Source organism: Heyndrickxia camelliae (assembly GCF_002844575.1).
Classification (GTDB): domain Bacteria; phylum Bacillota; class Bacilli; order Bacillales; family Bacillaceae_C; genus Margalitia; species Margalitia camelliae.
In genome coordinates this window covers 226,463-242,773 of the sequence record NZ_PIQO01000001.1, presented here as the reverse complement: position 1 = coordinate 242,773, position 16,311 = coordinate 226,463, and the positions used below count along the sequence as shown (strand labels likewise).

Annotated in this window: 18 protein-coding genes; 4 read left to right on the top strand and 14 right to left on the bottom strand. The window is 36.3% G+C overall.

Annotated elements, in window-relative coordinates; translation table 11 throughout:
• The first annotated feature begins 164 nt into the window (after window positions 1–164).
• Complete coding sequence (locus CWO92_RS01200; RefSeq protein WP_101352357.1) at window positions 165–554, top strand: YhjD family protein; 390 nt, start codon at window positions 165–167, stop codon at window positions 552–554.
• A gap of 31 nt (window positions 555–585) precedes the next feature.
• Here CWO92_RS01200 and CWO92_RS01195 read toward each other — a convergent pair whose 3' ends face one another.
• Window positions 586–1,164: a competence protein ComK gene (locus tag CWO92_RS01195; RefSeq protein ID WP_233269824.1), complete on the bottom strand. Its 579-nt coding sequence runs from the start codon at window positions 1,162–1,164 to the stop codon at window positions 586–588.
• 237 nt (window positions 1,165–1,401) lie between these two features.
• On the opposite strand from CWO92_RS01195, the gene CWO92_RS01190 reads away from it, so the two are divergent.
• Window positions 1,402–1,638 (top strand): IDEAL domain-containing protein, encoded by a 237-nt coding sequence (locus CWO92_RS01190; protein WP_101352355.1) that lies wholly within the window; start codon window positions 1,402–1,404, stop codon window positions 1,636–1,638.
• Between the two features lie 82 nt (window positions 1,639–1,720).
• Here CWO92_RS01190 and CWO92_RS01185 read toward each other — a convergent pair whose 3' ends face one another.
• The 5 genes from CWO92_RS01185 to CWO92_RS01165 all read right to left on the bottom strand — a co-directional run bounded on the left by CWO92_RS01185 (window position 1,721) and on the right by CWO92_RS01165 (window position 5,842).
• Window positions 1,721–2,989: a M48 family metallopeptidase gene (locus CWO92_RS01185; RefSeq protein ID WP_101352354.1), complete on the bottom strand. Its 1,269-nt coding sequence runs from the start codon at window positions 2,987–2,989 to the stop codon at window positions 1,721–1,723.
• Between the two features lie 167 nt (window positions 2,990–3,156).
• Window positions 3,157–3,816 carry a GDSL-type esterase/lipase family protein gene (locus tag CWO92_RS01180; RefSeq protein WP_101352353.1) on the bottom strand — a complete coding sequence of 220 codons (660 nt, stop codon included), beginning with the start codon at window positions 3,814–3,816 and terminating at the stop codon, window positions 3,157–3,159.
• A 68-nt stretch (window positions 3,817–3,884) separates the two neighbouring features.
• Window positions 3,885–4,190 (bottom strand): AzlD domain-containing protein, encoded by a 306-nt coding sequence (locus CWO92_RS01175; protein WP_101352352.1) that lies wholly within the window; start codon window positions 4,188–4,190, stop codon window positions 3,885–3,887.
• A complete protein-coding gene (locus CWO92_RS01170) occupies window positions 4,183–4,905 on the bottom strand; it encodes an AzlC family ABC transporter permease (protein WP_101352351.1) in 723 nt (240 codons plus the stop codon). The genes CWO92_RS01175 and CWO92_RS01170 overlap by 8 nt, the downstream gene beginning before the upstream one ends.
• Before the next feature lie 160 nt (window positions 4,906–5,065).
• The gene (locus tag CWO92_RS01165) at window positions 5,066–5,842 is read right to left on the bottom strand and encodes an enoyl-CoA hydratase-related protein (RefSeq protein ID WP_101352350.1); all 777 of its coding nucleotides are present in this window, start codon (window positions 5,840–5,842) and stop codon (window positions 5,066–5,068) included.
• Between the two features lie 150 nt (window positions 5,843–5,992).
• On the opposite strand from CWO92_RS01165, the gene CWO92_RS01160 reads away from it, so the two are divergent.
• Entirely contained in the window at window positions 5,993–6,292 is a 300-nt protein-coding gene (locus tag CWO92_RS01160) for a hypothetical protein (RefSeq protein ID WP_235851543.1), read from the top strand.
• A gap of 57 nt (window positions 6,293–6,349) precedes the next feature.
• Here the strand turns inward: CWO92_RS01160 and CWO92_RS01155 are convergent, their stop codons facing one another.
• The 8 genes from CWO92_RS01155 to CWO92_RS01120 all read right to left on the bottom strand — a co-directional run bounded on the left by CWO92_RS01155 (window position 6,350) and on the right by CWO92_RS01120 (window position 15,495).
• A complete protein-coding gene (locus tag CWO92_RS01155) occupies window positions 6,350–7,888 on the bottom strand; it encodes a fatty acid--CoA ligase family protein (protein ID WP_101352349.1) in 1,539 nt (512 codons plus the stop codon).
• Between the two features lie 617 nt (window positions 7,889–8,505).
• The gene (locus CWO92_RS01150) at window positions 8,506–10,407 is read right to left on the bottom strand and encodes an ABC transporter permease (RefSeq protein ID WP_101352348.1); all 1,902 of its coding nucleotides are present in this window, start codon (window positions 10,405–10,407) and stop codon (window positions 8,506–8,508) included.
• A complete protein-coding gene (locus CWO92_RS01145; RefSeq protein ID WP_101352347.1) occupies window positions 10,382–11,152 on the bottom strand; it encodes an ABC transporter ATP-binding protein in 771 nt (256 codons plus the stop codon). The genes CWO92_RS01150 and CWO92_RS01145 overlap by 26 nt, the downstream gene beginning before the upstream one ends.
• A gap of 145 nt (window positions 11,153–11,297) precedes the next feature.
• Window positions 11,298–12,269 (bottom strand): sensor histidine kinase, encoded by a 972-nt coding sequence (locus CWO92_RS01140; protein ID WP_101352346.1) that lies wholly within the window; start codon window positions 12,267–12,269, stop codon window positions 11,298–11,300.
• Window positions 12,266–12,967, bottom strand: a complete 702-nt coding sequence (locus CWO92_RS01135; protein WP_101352345.1) for a response regulator transcription factor — start codon at window positions 12,965–12,967, stop codon at window positions 12,266–12,268. The genes CWO92_RS01140 and CWO92_RS01135 overlap by 4 nt, the downstream gene beginning before the upstream one ends.
• Window positions 12,968–13,187: 220 nt before the next feature.
• On the bottom strand, window positions 13,188–14,177 hold the full coding sequence (gene lplA / locus CWO92_RS01130) for a lipoate--protein ligase (protein WP_101352344.1): 990 nt from the start codon (window positions 14,175–14,177) through the stop codon (window positions 13,188–13,190).
• Window positions 14,178–14,206: 29 nt separating this feature from the next.
• Complete coding sequence (locus tag CWO92_RS01125; protein ID WP_101352343.1) at window positions 14,207–14,941, bottom strand: MBL fold metallo-hydrolase; 735 nt, start codon at window positions 14,939–14,941, stop codon at window positions 14,207–14,209.
• Between the two features lie 152 nt (window positions 14,942–15,093).
• A complete protein-coding gene (locus tag CWO92_RS01120; protein ID WP_165786587.1) occupies window positions 15,094–15,495 on the bottom strand; it encodes a FixH family protein in 402 nt (133 codons plus the stop codon).
• Window positions 15,496–15,711: 216 nt separating this feature from the next.
• On the opposite strand from CWO92_RS01120, the gene CWO92_RS01115 reads away from it, so the two are divergent.
• Complete coding sequence (locus tag CWO92_RS01115) at window positions 15,712–16,290, top strand: SCO family protein (RefSeq protein ID WP_233269818.1); 579 nt, start codon at window positions 15,712–15,714, stop codon at window positions 16,288–16,290.
• The last annotated feature ends 21 nt before the right edge of the window (window positions 16,291–16,311 follow it).

Sequence of the window (16,311 nt, the reverse complement as noted above, 5' to 3'; positions counted from 1 at the left end):
TATAGCTAGACTGAGACTTCAGTGGTTAAGAAAGCATACTAATAAATAATTTATTTTTTTTCCTGTTCTTCAACTTAGAATTACTTGAATTCCATCCTGTACATAAGTAATATATATATATATATACGAACAAATGTTCCTAAACAGAAAAGAGGGATTCTTATATGACAAAGATACCTGATCAAGATCGTGATATAATTGAACAGGCAATTTATTTACCAATGGTTTTGACCGTTTTAAATCGTGACTTAACCATTATTGATAAAAGTCCATTTAAATTAAAAAAACCATATCTTGAATGGATTGATGAAACTATGAGACACATCCAAAAAGAACTCGCGGAAGTTAAACGATACATGAGAAAGCATCAAATTAAGGTAGAACGACTGCAATCAGATGATACCTTTACCATGTATATGTTTTTGTACAAAGGATATGAGGAGCATCATAACTATTTTAATCCCCGACTTAGAAATCGCACGGAAGAATTATTAAGATACTACCTTTTTCAACGTTTTTTAACCCCTCCAATAAATACACCAAAAGAGGCTTAAGGAGCAATCTTTACCTGATTGCTCCTTAAGCCTATAAAATAGGATCATTTTTCATTTCATAATTTTGCTTTCTTTCAGATGCTTCCAGTTGCATAATGAAGCTTTGGGTTTGTCCAATCCTTTTCTCCATATGCTGTATGTGTTGGTTAAATCTGATGCGTAAAAGGGAAGTTCTGTATAATTGGTTTTCAAACGAACTAATAGATACTGGGATTGTTAATGTTTGCTTATTACGGAAAGTAACCACTGTAGAATTAGAACTTGCCCTTTTCTGATTGATAACATGGTCATGCGAAATCCAAATACAATGTGGGTTTTTCGGTGATGTCGTAGGGAATAGATAAATGGATGTATGAGGGTCAACAATGATGGGTGCTTTATGTGTAATACCTATAAGACGTTTGGTCCCTTCTTTTCTTCCCAAGTATGACGCCCCAAAGTATTCGCAACTCTTCTTTACAATGTCAATCGGTCTAAATGGTGAGATAAAACGATCCTGCGCTTCCAAAACTTCAGTGTACATTCGCGATCCATATTGTGTAGGAATAATCGCCATCGTATACGGATTAATTTCATATTCTTCTATTAATGAGCTTTTCTCTGCCAACATTCCTCTTCCTTTCTACAATATTTTCCATATTCATCCCTATAATAGCATGTACTTCCATTTTTGTCATTATTTTTTCGAAAAAATCTGAACTTTTAAGGAAGAAATGAAGAAATGAATCGAAACATGTCAATTGTTTTTCGACAATTTCAATAGATTTTATCAGAAAATTACAATTGTTCCGTTGATTAGTGGACTCTTTTCTGCTATAATGTTTAAAAGCAGAAGAGGTGATCATCGATGGAAAAAAAGAAATCTTACACAGAATTGATGAAGGATTATGCGATGACACAGCTACAAAATGAAAAATGGATGTTGCATATTTACTCCGATATGATTTTAAACGAATTAATTTTGAAAAGGCAAAGGGAACAAATCCTTCGCGAAATTGATAACGCATTAGATATAAAAGATAAAAAACAATTTATGAAACTAACAAATGAACTAAAAAATCTTGAAGAGCGATTCGGCTCGTAAAAAAAATTTTTTGAAGTTACCGGTCCACAGATACAAGAAGAAAGACCCCTCTGACGTATTGTCTGAGGGGTCTTTCTTCTGTTTATGGTTTCTTTTTAAACTTATAATCTTCAATCATCTTCATCCGTTCCAACATGGTTGGATGATCATAACGGAAAATTTTCACTAATAATGGTGGATTTACTTGGCTTAATCCTGATTTGGTCAGATCCTGAAACGCTTGGATAGCCGCCTTTTGATTATGTGTCATTTCAATTCCATAACGGTCTGCTCGTGTTTCTTCATAGCGTGAAACCCAATTTGTTAAAGGGCTAGAAGCAAAAAGTAAGACAGATATGATAAGCAGAAACAGAGGCAACGAGCTTAACTCAGAAACCCCGTTTATTTTTAATGTCCGGCCCTTCCTATTTACTATAATGTCCATCAGGATTGAGGTCAGCCATAGCCCCAGTAATGATAATAGTAGATATCCGGCTATTCCAAAATAGATATGTTTTTCAACATAGTGCCCCATCTCGTGAGCCATGATAAAGAGAATTTCTTTGTCATTTAATTGATTAAGGGTTGTATCCCATAAAACAATCCGTGCGTTTGAACCAATTCCGGTCACATACGCATTAAGCGAGCTTGTTTTTTCTGACATATTCACTTCATAAACATGCTTAGCCGGAATATTCGCTTTATCTGCCAGACCCAGTATTTTTGTCTCTAATGCCTTATCTTTAAGTGGGTAAAAGTCGTTATACAGAGGATCAATGACAACGGGCTGAATGAACATCATAAACAGTGTAAAGGGTATCGATAAAAGCCATGCCGGAAGCCACCATCTCTTCTTAAACTTTTTCATTAAGGCATAGAGGACTGTTACCATAATAAACATGATGGCTAGATTCACCCAAAAATCAATAACCTCATCCCTCATCCATCCTGTAAAGGTTTGAGTAGAAATATGGTACATTCTCGAAAACTTATACGAAATAAACTCAAGCGGAAACGTGACTAGATATGCCGATAAGTAGAGTAAAAACAAAAACACTGCAGATTGGATAATATGAAATCTAGATGTATTCTTTGCCCATCTTTCAAATCCCCTTGAAACCCCAAATATTAGTACAAGAAAGTAAAAGAGCCATTCATATGGAGTGGAAAGAAAAAATAACAAATTTCTAATCTTAGAGTATTCTTCGCTTAGCATTAATTCCCTGCTATTTAAAAATGTAGATGGGTCCACGCTTGTCCCTTTTAAATCCGCGGGAATGTTGGTATTTGCTATATAAAATAGATACACATACATCAATATTCCAAAAAGCAAATAAGCAATGACGGCACGAAATGCCCACTTTCTTAACATTATAGCTACTCCTCCCTTCTGTCCTCTAATATAAATGTAGAAAAAATAGCCTCGGAATAGAACAGCTTTTTAAGAAGTTTTTATATCTTACTAAAAATATACCCAATATTTGCCGGATTAATGGGGATATTCTTTAAAATAAAAAAGGAGCAAGATATTTCTTGCCCTTATAATGGATCAACACCAAGTTCAAAAAACGCATCAGCGATAACTTCATATCCTTTGTTATTAGGGTGAACATGATCAATTGCCAATAATTCTTTTGTCTTGCCTTTAAAGCGATCATGAACATTAGCCACCTTTATCATTGGAGGCGAGGAGAGTCGTTCAATCCCCTGATTATACGCTTCTACCCATTTATCGGTCCCGGGGATATTCTCAAACGGATCGTACAGATTCATCATCCGAATAATAAATGGCTCCCCGCCTTTTTTCATGTTTAATATCCTATCCATGATGGATGCAAGGTTCTTTTTCCCTTGATCCACCGCGAGGAAAAAGTCCTTTTCATTTTTATTTTTCAGAAAGAGTTGTGCCGAGTCAATAAGATCATTCCCGCCTGCAGTCAGCGTAATAATACTGGAGCGAATAATCCCTTCCTTTACAAATGGATTGTTCAACATTTTTAAAATATCGGCTGTTGTCGCACCGCTTTTCCCGTAAATATACGGAACTATTGGCTTATTCAGTGATCTTCTTAATAACCACAAATACTTAGTAATAAACCCTTTTACAAAATAGGTGGACCCTATCCCCACTGTTAAAGAATCCCCGATTGCACAATACCTTACTAATTCATTTGATTGGATAAATATAGAAGTATTCATTTGTTCACCCTCAGGATAAAAATGTCATACTTCTTTATATTCAAAACTTCTTCATCTGAGACTTTAATTTAAAATAATAGCGAATAAAGACTTAAAACTCCAATGGATCCAAGTACCACAACAATCACATTTGCTCCTATAAATGCTAAAATTAATGCAGCTATAGCTCCGGTTATTCCAAACCAAATATCATCCTGAATGAGAAATATTTTTGGGAAAATAAGGGCACCTAAAATAGCATAAGGAACATTCCGTAATACCCCTTCTAAAAATGGAGGCATTGACTTTCCACTGAATAATGCAAGCGGCAGCATCCTCGGTATGTATGTTACAATTCCCATCCCTATGATGATTAAAATGATGGAACTACTCATCGCTTATTCCCCTCTTCCTGCGCTTCATCGTCTCTACAAACTCGATAATAACAGCAGACAAAATCGTGGAGGTTACAATTGCCCAACCGTCCTCTAAAGTTTTAGAAAATAAGAAAATACTATTAAAAACAGCAGCTAATATCGCTAGATATACAACTTTCATACTCTTTTTCATAGAAGGCACTAAGAGTCCAATAAACATGGCATACAGCGCAACTGTCATGCTTTCTTGTAAAACTTGGGGCAAACTAGCACCTATTGCAAAACCGATACCGGAACTGATGACCCAACTAGCATATGAAATGCCGACGACTCCAAATGCAAATCCCGTACTGACAGAACCGGCTTTTGTAGCCATAACGGAAAACGTCTCATCTGTTATACCAAACGCATATAAACTTTTAATCAAAGATTTTTCCGGCTCGACCTTTTCACTTAGAGATGCCGACATTAAGAAATGGCGAATATTTACTACAAATGTGGTAAAGATTATGACAAATGCTCCAGCACCTGAAGCAATTAAACTAAGAGACATATATTGACTGGCCCCTGCAAAAACTACTAAACTCATCAATACCGTTTCAAATAATGTTAATCCAGTCGTCTTTGACAGCAGTCCAAAAGCAATCGCAATAGGAAAATATCCGATCGCAATACTAAGTCCTGATTGTATCCCTTCACGAAAACTTGATGCTTTTTCTATAGACGCCTCCAACACACATCACCTCGGAAAAATTTGAAAATAAGGAGCCCTGCTTAAAACAGACAATTTTCAAAATAATATTTCTATTATATATACTCTTATTTCTAATCACAAGAGCAAAATCTTAAGTAATAAAAATACGATACTACCGAAATAGTATCGTATGGATAAATTATTTCCCTTTAAAGTTTGGTTTCCGTTTTTCTGAAAAGGCTCGTAATGCCTCTACGCGATCTTCAGTGGGGATGGTAATTTCATATGCCTTTCTTTCAATTTCTAAGCCGGTTTGAAGGTCTGTATTCATTCCATTTTTAATCGCAAATTTCGCTTGTTGGACCGCAATTGGACCATTAGCGAGAATGTTGGCAGCAAAATCATTAACAGCTTGAGAAAAATATTCCCTTTCTACTGTTTGGGTTACAACACCATACTCGCGAGCTTCATCAGCCGACATTCGTTTCGCTGTTAGAATAAGTTCCATGGCTTTCGCCTCACCAATTAAACGCGGGAGTCTTTGTGTCCCTCCAGCACCAGGGATAATAGCCAGACTTGTTTCCGTTAACCCCATGACTGCCTCTCTGACTGCAATCCGGAAATCACAGGCAAGGGCTAGTTCCATCCCACCGCCGAATGCATAGCCGTTCATGGCAGCAATTGTAGGCTGTGGCAGCCTTTCAATTGCGGAAAAAACTTCCCCGATTTTATATACATTCCTGCGCACATCTTGCTCGGATAGTGTTTTTCTTTCTTTTAAATCTGCCCCGACACTAAATGCTTTATCACCAGCACCTCGAAAAACTACCACACGTATATCAGAATTCGTTCTAATAGACTCTACTACACTGGCAAGTTCGCATAACGTTTCATAATTAAAAGCATTCATGGCTTCTTCCCTATTAAGGGTTACGTATCCAATATTATCTTGCACGCTTAATTCAATATTACTCATTGTTACACCCCTTTTTTAATTCTATAAATGTATTTCAACATATCTGATAAAAAACCTTTTTAATTAAGCTATTTTCTTTTAAATCGTTTGATTTATAGAACCTTGGACATAATGGAAAATGGTAAAGATTAAGATAGGAGGTACACTTAATTGACAAATGAAAACCAATTTAATCATTTTGTAAGTGATCCAACAGTTCAATCAAAAATGGAGAGGGTGTGGGTAGATACATGTGGCTCTTGGCAGAATTGTACCGAAGAAACCATTCAAGCATTCTTAGCTGCTTGTGAGGAATATAGTATCGATCCCCAGTATTGCATGAGTTGGGTGGAGCAGCACCAGGCTCAAATTCCTAATTGGACTAATGTTTCACAACGTTCACTCGATTGGATTAATCAGCATACTTCTACTAGTTCGCCAATATCGAGAAATAACGAAAACCTTCAATAAGAGAACCCATGATAATTGTATGAAAAAATGCAGAATCTTTATTCTGCATTTTTTCACTTATTTCGTTGGAAGTTGGTCCTTTAAAACTCTTCTTAAAATTTTGCCAGTAGTATTTTTCGGAAGTTCCTCAATAAATTCAATAAATTTTGGAAGCTTATATTTTGCTAATCTTTCTTTGCAATAAACCATTAAAGCTTCTTCCGTTAACTCTTTATTTTTTGCTACCACATAACATTTTATTGCTTCTCCTTGTTCCGGATCAGGTATGCCAATTACAGCAGCTTCTACCACGTCTGGATGATCATATAATACCTCTTCTACTTCCCGAGGATAAACATTAAATCCGCCCACTATCACCATATCTTTTTTACGGTCGACAATATAAAAATAACCGTCCTCGTCCATTTTTGCTAAATCCCCAGTATAAAGCCAGCCATCCCGAATCGTTGCAGCAGTTTCCTCCGGCATTTTATAATACCCTTTCATGACGTTTGGTCCCTGTACTATTAGCTCACCTACTTCACCGACTGGAACTTCTTCCCCTAATACGTCTACTACTTTATTTTTCACATTTAAAATGGAAGTGCCGATAGATCCTGGCTTTCTCGGACGATCAAGAGGATTAAAGGCTGTGACTGGAGATGCCTCAGATAAACCATATCCTTCCGATATAAACACATTAAATTTCTTTTCAAAGTTTTTCAGCAGTGCAACCGGAAGTGATGCTCCACCTGAAATACATAGGCGTAAAGATGAAAAATCCTTTGGGTCTCCTTCAGGATATTGGAATAAGAAATTATACATGGTTGGTACTCCTGCAAAAATGGTGGCTTTATATTTTTTGGCAAGCCTAAAAATATCTTTTGGACTGAACTTTGGAGCGATTAATAGAGTTGCCCCGCTAATTAGTGGAGCATTAACTACGACTGTAAGGCTGAAGACATGAAACATTGGTAAGGTAGTAATAACACGATCATCATTGTTCATTTTTAAATACATGCCAGTATCACTTGCATTAGAATACAGATTTTTGTGAGTAAGCATAGCACCCTTTGGTTTGCCCGTTGTTCCAGATGTATAAAGAATGACAGCAACATCATCCTCTGATAGTTGCGGTCCTTGGAAGCTTAGATTTCCTGATGCCACAACCTCTGTAAACGATTTCAATTTATTGTTTGCAGGAAGCTCCACTTTTTTAGTAGGATCCGATTCACAAATAATATAATGTTCGACCTTAGGCAGCATTGCCTCCATTTTTTCAGCTAATGGCATTAGAAGGTCAAGTGCTACTACTGCCTTCACATCCCCGTTCATTAAAATATAGCCTATTTCTTCCGGCGTATAGATTGGATTTACCGGAATAACCGTCACGCCAAGTCTCATTGCACCATAAAGGGCAATAATGAAATGCGGCGAATTTCCAAGAAGAAGTGCGATATGGTCCCCCTTTTTCAACCCCAATTGTTCCAAACCGCTTGCAAATTTTGTCACTGCCGCATCTAACTCAGAGTATGTAGTTGGTTGATCCATAAAATAATAGGCAATCTTGTTAGCGCTCTCTTTTGAAGTGTTGTGAAGTCGTGTTGTTAAATCCATATTCCCTCCCCTTTCTGAATGAATAATCATTCATTTTAATTTTCTAAATATATTATATAAAAAGAATTTTGGGGATACAAGATGTCTGAAGCAAATATCATAAAAAACTTAACACTCTATGGCCAATAAATTAGCGAAAAGATAAAAACTAACCGTACAGGTTCCGTTATCAGTGACAAAAAGGGCATTTGGGAGTACAACGGACTCCGCTATTAAAGCAAAAGACTGTTACTATTAGGGATTTTTATAAGATAGCGGTAGGTAGTTATAAAGACGTTTTGTTTTAAATACCTGCTTCCGCTATAAATTTTTGGCGGACACTAGATTGTTAACTATGACAAAATGCTTGTTTTTAGGCAATGATCGGATCCTCGTTCCGTGATTTACTATATTCTTTGGTAATTTCCACCAAATAACGGAATGGCTGTCCCCCAAAAACGATGAAATATGATTTATTACGGGAATAACGGAAATTCTGTCCTTTAACATTATTTGTCAACGTATCTGATTTCTTTTACGTCTCCGTATGAAGCAAAAAACCGGAATGATCGGCATTCCGGTTTCCATTTAATGATTCATACATTTCAATCTAATTCCAAAAAATTTGATTGAAAGTACTAAATTAAAGATTTCTTTAAGTTTCGCAAATAACGATAACGAATAAGGAAGAAGTATATCAATTGAGCAATAAGGAAGCTTACCAGGACAATAATCATCTCTGATGCAATCGATAATGAGTAATAGCTTTGCAATGCCATGAAAGCAAATGCACTATGAACAAATGCTACGACAATCGGAACAAAGAATAGCAAGGCGAGCTGCCGGGTAACAATTTTATTTAATTCCTGGTCTGTTAGTCCAACCTTTTTAATCGTTAAGTATTGACGTCTGTCATATTCAAGGTCTGCATACAGGCGGAAATATAGGAAACTTCCTGCTGCTATAAAGAAGACCGCACCAATTAGCAATGCGACGAAGAGCATCATCTTGAACATATTCATTTGATTTATATACATCGTACCGCTGACTTGTATTTCATAATGATGATTTTCAGAAGCGTAAGAACTTCCTTCTGGTGCAAGTTTTTTAGCAATTCCTGCTGTTTTCTCAAAGTCTTTTGCAAAGAATCCTGTATAAGTATTCGTTTTTACGGGTTTTAGTTTTTGATAGAGTTCATCACTGACTATTAGGCCGGATCTAAATGGGATTGCAACATTTTTAGATTGCTTTTTTGCCTCTAGTTTAATATTATCCTGTTTTAATATATAAGTTACAGGTTTAAATTCCATTTGAAAATGGGTGGATAACATTGCCATTGCTTCATTTCCGTTTAATGGTTTTTCCGGAACATCAAATCCTGCACTTTTTGCGATGTTTTGATAGTCGGAGAATGAAATAATATCAATATCCTTTATTGGATAACGATAGCCTGTATTTTCCGAAGAAACTTCCACATTTTTGATCACAGCGGTTGATATCGTATAGGGAATGCCTTTCTTGTTTAATTCTGTTTTAATTTCTTGCAAGTTTTGCTGCTGTACTGGTTGATTATCCATTGCTGTGTAGCTTATAGCTGCAGGATAGTCTTCCTCAAATTGCTTGTTCATTACATTCATCGAAGCAAGTGTTCCTACCGCACAGAAGGCAACCGTAGAAACAATGGTAACCATGAAAAACATGCGTGCATTATCCTTTAAGCGATAAGCAAGGCTTGAAATCGTTATGATATTTGTTTTTCTCCAAAAGAGAAAACGATTCTTTTGCATTATTTTTATCACAAAAATCGATAGCTGCGTATAGAAAAAATATGTTCCTACAATGGTCATTCCAATGACTGGAAGAATCCTAATTAAAATGTTCTGCATTGTCGTTGTAGCAGCCAAGTAATAGCTTGCTATAAGTAAAACAGCCGCAAGCAGTGATAAAAGCACCGAGGCCTTCGGTTCTTTCTTAGGTTTTTCACCAGCTTGAAATAAATCTATCAATTTATTTACTCTTAAAAGAATAGTCGTAAACAATGAAATACAAAAGAATAGAATTAAAAACGCACATATTGTTAGCAATAATGCTTTTAGAGAAAGATAAAAGGAAAGTGAGTCAATTCCAATCATCTTTGATCCGATCATTAAAAATAATTTGCCTGTGATAATACCCAATCCAATTCCAACAATAATTGCTCCAATGCCTATTAGCATATTTTCCAAAAAGACCATACGATTCAATTGGCCCCTAGTCATGCCGTGCATCATTAAAATTCCAAATTCACGTTTCCTTGATTTTAGGAAGGTACTGACAGAGTACAGCACGAATAGAAAGGAAAATACGTACATAATTACCTCCGCAGCGGTCATTAGCTGGACTGCAACCGAAGAAGTAACACCTTGTTTGATATCCGGGTGAAAAATAAATAGTGCATATACAAAGAAAATCAACACAGAGAACGCACTGCTTAGAAAATAGGCCGAGTATGTCCGTTTATTACGAACGACATTTCTATACACGAACTGTGGAAAGGTCACTGCTGTCTCCTCCTAGCAAAGCAAGCATATCAATAATCTTTTGGAAGAATGCTTGGCGGTTATCCCCGCGATAAATTTCGTTGTATAGATTTCCATCCTTAATAAAGATCACTCTATGACAGTAGCTTGCTGCAACTGCATCGTGCGTTACCATTAAGGCAGTTGCGCCATCTTCTTGATTTATAGCGGTTAAAGTCTCCATTACATCCTTTGCAGATTTCGAATCTAAGTTACCAGTTGGCTCGTCCGCTAAAATAAGCGATGGGTTGTGAATGATGGCACGTGCAATTGCAGTTCGCTGCATTTGTCCACCAGATATCTCATAGGTTCTTTTCTTTAGGATTTGGTCAATCCCCAGCTTCTTCGTAACATTTTGCAGCTTTTTGTTCATTTCTCTAACACTTTCCCCATCCAATGTAAGAGGAAGCACAATGTTTTCTTCCACCGTTAAAGTATCCAGTAAATTAAAGTGCTGGAACACAAAGCCCAGTTCATGTCGTCTGAACAGTGCAGTTTCTTTTCTGTTTAATACATGTGGATTTTTGCCGTTTATCTTAATCTCACCGGATGTCGGGCGGTCAATGGTGGCAATTAAGTTAAGTAGCGTTGTTTTACCGCTCCCGGATGGACCCATGATCCCGACAAACTCACCTTTTTCAATGGAAAAATTGATATCGTTTAGTGCTTTATGAGCAACTTTTCCCTCATAAATCTTTTCTAAATGTCTGACCTCTAGAATCGACATTATCATCACTCCCTGTTTCATTTGTATCTTCATTTTATCTGGAACTCATCCATACAACCATTTCGCTAGCTTACAGTTATCTTACAAAATTGTAAGGTACAAATTCGACAGGAAGTTTGTTGTCTAGGTGGTGCCAGGCACCCTTTTAAAAGATAATCCGTACTATGGTTCCCTTGTTAATGGTAGATTCTATTTCGATGCGGTGTCCAAGTTTTTCACAAATTTGTTTTGTCAGATATAGACCCATCCCTGTTGATTCCTGAAAATGGCGGCCATTTTCACCAGTAAAATAAGGATCAAAGACACGAGGCAAATCACTTTTCGGGATGCCTACGCCTTCATCTTGTATTTCAAGAACAGAATGTATCCCGCGTGTAAACCCACGAAAATAGATTTTGCGATTTTCATGAATAGTGTAGCGAATTGCATTTGTAATGAGCTGAGTAAGGACAAATGATAGCCATTTTTCATCTGATGTTACTTGAAGATTCTCCGGCACTTCAATCATTGGAAATACATGCTTTCGTATAAATAATCGTTTTTGCGCAGAAGAAACCGATCGAACAATTTTTTCAAGCGATAATGTTTCAACATAAAAATCCCGATCAAAAGTATTCAGTCGCGAAATATAAAGGACCATTTCTAAACCTTTCCTCAACCTCTCCAACTCATCTCCAATTTCCGTATAAGGAGATTCATCCTTATCTTGTATCATTAAATGTATAACCGATATAGGAGTTTTCATTTGATGAACCCACTGATTAATAAATTGAATATGGCCATCAAGTTTCCGACTATAATCTTGCAAGTCAGTTTTGTAATGTCTAAATTGACTTGTTAATAGTTCGTGAAGACTTACAGCTAATGGAGTACTGTGGTCAACATTCATAAATTCATCCATACTGGATAGAGGATTTTCTAAGCGCTTGTAGAAGCTGCGATTTGTTATGTAACGAAAAACTAGATAGCTTATAAGCAAACAGCTGCTAAGTAATGCAGCATATAATGAGATGGTTAAATGTCTATAGCCATCCAGCCAATAAACAATGGTGATGATAAAAAGTTGGACAATATAAAAAAGAATGAGGGGAAACTGTTCTCGTAAGAAAAGCTTCATTCCACATCCCCCCAATTCGGATTAAGCCGATAACCTTGGCCGCGAATAGTTTCAATCGCATCTTCAATTTGTAACGATGCTAATTTCTTTCTTACACGAGTAATATAAACATTTAATGTATTGTCATCTACAAATGCTTGGTCATCCCATATTTTTTCAAGTAAACGGTCACGACTTACCACACATTCCTGTTTCTTCATTAATTCATCTAATATTTTTGCTTCTGTATGACTAAGATCGACCATATTGTCCCTTAAGGAAAGTAAAAGACGCTCAACATCGAGCTTTAATCCATTCACATCCACAGACCGCTCATTGGGAGAACCAGAGTAATCCCCATATGCACGGCGCAGCTGGCTATTAATCTTCGCGATTACAATTTCATAGTCAAATGGTTTTGTGATATAGTCATCTCCTCCATTTTCCAATGCCATTACATGATCCATTTTTCCATCACGGGCCGAAATAAAAAGTATAGGACAAGTGGAGATGTTTCGAATTTGTCTGCACCAATAGTATCCGTCATATTTAGGTAGGTTCACATCCAGTAAAACAAGATGTGGTGAATATTGTTCAAACTCAGACCGTATTGATTCAAAATTTACTACAGATTTAGTATCAAAGCCAAATTTATGTAAATGCTCCTGCAAGAGTTTTACTAACTGTCTATCGTCTTCTATTATGAATATCTTAAACATCCCTATTCCCCTTTACACTTTCTCTTTCATTGATTTTAACAAATATTTCTTTTTTTAATAACTTTAGGTGCAAAAATTCTTTCTGTTTTAACGATAGTTCTGATTCTCCTCCTATTCGTTAGTACCCATTTTTGGCACTCCTCTTGTAGGTGTACTTGCTTTAAAGAGCTCCTATCAAACGAACAAAAAACCCTTTCAATAAGTGAAAGGGTCCCAAAAATTAATAGATTAAGTTTACTAGCTCGTCCCTTGTAATGTTACCGAAGTAGTGTTTTACATCGACATCTTCGAGTGCTTTTTCAATTTCATGACGTTCATAACGAACTCCGGTGAGTTTGTTCTCAATGTCTTCCACATCACCGACACCGAAGAAATCGCCGTATATTTTACACGTTTCAATCAGACCTTTATTGACATCTAAGCGAACGTCAATGCTTCCGACAGGGAAACGATGGGAATGTTGAAGATTGAATTTTGGTGATTTTCCGTAATTCCAATCCCAATTTTGATATCTTTCTTTAGAAAGCTTGTGGATTTTCTCCCAGTCTTCATCGGTAAGCTTATATTCTGGAATTGGATTCTGCCCTTCAAAAATTGATTCTAAAAGAAGCTGACGGAATTCCTCAATAGTAATTTTTTTATCTAGAAACTCTGAAATGTTAGCAACTCGACTTCGAACTGATTTAATGCCTTTTGATTCAATTTTGTCTTTCTTTACTTTCAATGCGGATGCCACATTTTCAAGTTCAGAATTGAGCATTAATGTACCATGGCTGAACATGCGTCCTCTTGTTGAAAATTGAGCATTACCGGAAATTTTCCGTTCGCCTACTTGAATATCGTTGCGGCCACTGAGTTCAGCGTCTACTCCTAATTTTTTCAATGCTTTAATCACTGGCTCCGTAAACTTCAAGAAATTGTGGAAGCTCTCCCCATCATCCTTTGTAATAAAGCTAAAATTTAGGTTTCCAAGGTCGTGGTAAACAGCACCACCGCCAGATAAGCGACGAACAACAATGATTCCATTTTTATCTACATATTCTGTATTAATTTCCTCTATCGTATTCTGATTCTTACCGATGATGATAGATGGTTGGTTAATGTAAAATAAAAGATATGTTTCATTTGGGTCAAGGTTTTTTAATGCGTATTCCTCAATCGCTAAGTTAATTTGAGGATCATGAATACCTTTATTATCAATAAATAACATTTGTCTCACTCCAAATTCAAAAAATCTAATTACAGCTGAATGCCCATTCCATAATAGGCAAGCATCACTTCTCCTGAAAACTTCTCGGCTGCCTCTGATTTTAATTGTTCCAGATCGCCGTATTGTGGGAGATGGGTTAGGACTAAGCGTTTTGCCCCTGCAATATGCGCAAGATTTCCCGCATCATAGCTATTCATATGTCCAGCACCGGAACCATCCATATCTCCATAAAAATTACATTCACAAAGCAGTACATCCGCTCCTTTAGCAAATTCATTAAGAGATTCTATATAGGATGTATCTGCAGTATAGACAATTACCTGATTCTCCGCTTCAATTCTCATGGCATAGCATGGAACAGGATGCTTGGTTTTTAAAAAGGTAATAGAAAATGGTCCAATTTGCAGAGTTTCGCTAGGATTATACGGTACAGCTTTGGTCACATCCTGGAAATTCAGAGATTGAAATCCACTCTCATCTTCTTGATGCCCATAAATAGAAAGCGTTTGAATATTTTTATCCATGTATTTACCAATAATCAAAGCATGCTGCAACACACCAATATCAGCTACATGATCTGGATGATAATGAGAAATGATCACGGCATTTAAATCTTCCGGTTGTACAAAATTTTGCATCTTCGACAAAACGGCACTCCCGCAGTCAATTAATAATTTATATGTTCCATGTTCTAGTAAGTATCCGGTACTTGCTTCATTTACTTTTGGGTAGCCACCCCATTGCCCTATTACAGTTAGTTTCATATGTATCCTCCTAAAATTATAGTTCAATAGACATTTCATATCAATTTTTAGTATACTCCATTTTACCTAAATTCTAATGAGTAAGACATATTATCATGTAGAAAGCTGTCTCAAAAGGTGCCTGGCACCATTCGAGACAGCTATGCTTGTCCTTATTTTTCACTTACTGTGATTTTCGTTTTTGGCATTACATGCTGATCTCTTGCTTCCACATGAACTTGTACTTGATAAGTTCCAGCATGGTCAAAAACAAAACTGGCAGAATAATTACCATTCTTATCATTTTTTGCCTTGATGAATTTACTATCGTTTGTGTTGTCGCCTTCCCATACTTGATATTTCACATCATCGGCATCTTTAACCTTTTCTTTACCTTGTGTTACTAATGCTTGTAAAGCTACTTTTTCGTTAACACTTGCATTATTCGGCACTTTTAAAGCTACCTTTAACTCCACCGGCGCTTTTTTTTCATATGTATTGGAATGGCTTCCACAAGCAGATAAGGCGAAAACTGTAATACATGTAAAGAATAGCATAAGTATTTTACGAGACATCATCATACCTCCATCGTACTTTATATTTTTTATGTTAACATTAAATCAAGATAAGAAATGCCTGTTTTGTTAATAAGTGTTGACATTTTTTATCATCCAAAAACATGTCGATAAATTTGAGCATTTCATGAATATTTGACCATAAACCAATTTTTACTTTATATTTCATCTATAATGAAGGCAAATACATATAATATATTTTTGGAGGGTAACATATTGAAAAATTTACGTATACCTCTTTTGCTATTATTGGTTTTTTCTATAATTAGTCTTAGCGCATGCAGTTCCTTAAGCAACAAAAAAGGCGAACCAGTTGGAAACTTTACTTATACCGATGAAAACGGTAAATCTTTCGGTATGAAGGACTTAAAAGGAAAAGTTTGGGTAGCAAATTTTATTTTCACAAGCTGTACCACTATCTGCCCACAATTGACTTACCAAATGAGTGAACTCCAGAAAAAGGCAAAGAAGGAGGGGCTAAAAGATGTACACTTTGTTTCTTTTAGCGTAGACCCTGAAGTGGATACCCCGAAGCGCATGAAAGATTATGCTTCTCATTTTCAGCCGGATTTTTCCACATGGCATTTATTAACGGGATATGCACAAAAGGATATCGAAAAGCTAGCATTGGATAAATTTAAAGAACTTGTGAAGAAGCCTGAAAATGATACACAAGTTGTTCATGGCACAAGTTTCTACCTAATCAATAAAAAAGGTGAAATTATTAAGGACTATTCTGGAGGCAAGAACTTTAAGCCTGAGGAAATTATAAAAGACTTAAAGGCTTTAGATTAAAAAAAGTTAGGGCATCTGCCC